Genomic DNA, 881 nt, shown 5'->3' on the forward strand with positions numbered 1-881 from the left:
ACCGTGGCTCAGGTCAAGACCCTGCTGGCATATCAGGCCACCGACATCACCGGTTTCGATACCCAGGTGCGAACCTCCCGTCTGGATCAGATGGCGGCGCCGACCGCGGCGGTATCCATGAACAGCCAACGGATCACCAACCTGGCCGATCCCACCGGCGCCCAGGATGCGGCCACCAAGGCGTACGTGGACTCGGTCGCGTCGGGGCTGGACTGGAAACAATCGGTCCGCGCCGCGACCACCGCCAACATCACCCTATCCGGTACCCAGACAGTCGATGGTGTGGCATTGGTAGCCGGTGACCGGGTGCTGGTGAAGAATCAGACCACGGCCTCGCAGAACGGCGTCTACGTGGTCGCCGCTGGAGCCTGGGGCCGCGCGACCGACTTCGATTCGAATGCGGAGGTGACTGCCGGCGCCTGCATGTTCGTCTCGGAAGGTACGGTCAACGGCGACCAAACCTGGGTGCTGACGACCAACGACGCTATCGCCTTGGGCACGACCTCCCTGACGTTTGCCCAGATGTCGGGGGGCGCTTCGGGCGAGGCGAACACCGCCTCGAACCAGGGGGCTGCAGGTGTCGGCGTGTTCGACGGCAAGTCCGGCGTGGATCTGCAATTCCGCAACCTGGTGGCGGCTTCCAGCAAAATCACCGTCACCCTCAATGCCGGCAACAAGACCATCGAGATCGACTTGGTCCAAGCCAACATCACCGCTGTCGGTACGGTGACGGCGGGTGTTTGGCAGGGCACCGCCATTGGTCTGCAATACGGCGGCACCGGTGCCAACCTGTCCGCCGCCGCCGATGGCGCGATCTTCAAGAAATCCGGCACCGCGCTGGTCGCGGCAACGGCGGGCAGCGACTATCTGAACAACGCCTC

Annotated in this window: 1 protein-coding gene; it reads left to right on the forward strand. The window is 64.6% G+C overall.

Annotated features, from left to right (window positions below):
- On the forward strand, window positions 1-881 hold an 881-nt coding region (locus ACSHWJ_RS15940), incomplete at both ends, for a hypothetical protein (RefSeq protein ID WP_432540102.1).

Source organism: Methylococcus sp. S1M (assembly GCF_051295855.1).
Classification (GTDB): Bacteria; Pseudomonadota; Gammaproteobacteria; order Methylococcales; family Methylococcaceae; genus Methylococcus; species Methylococcus capsulatus.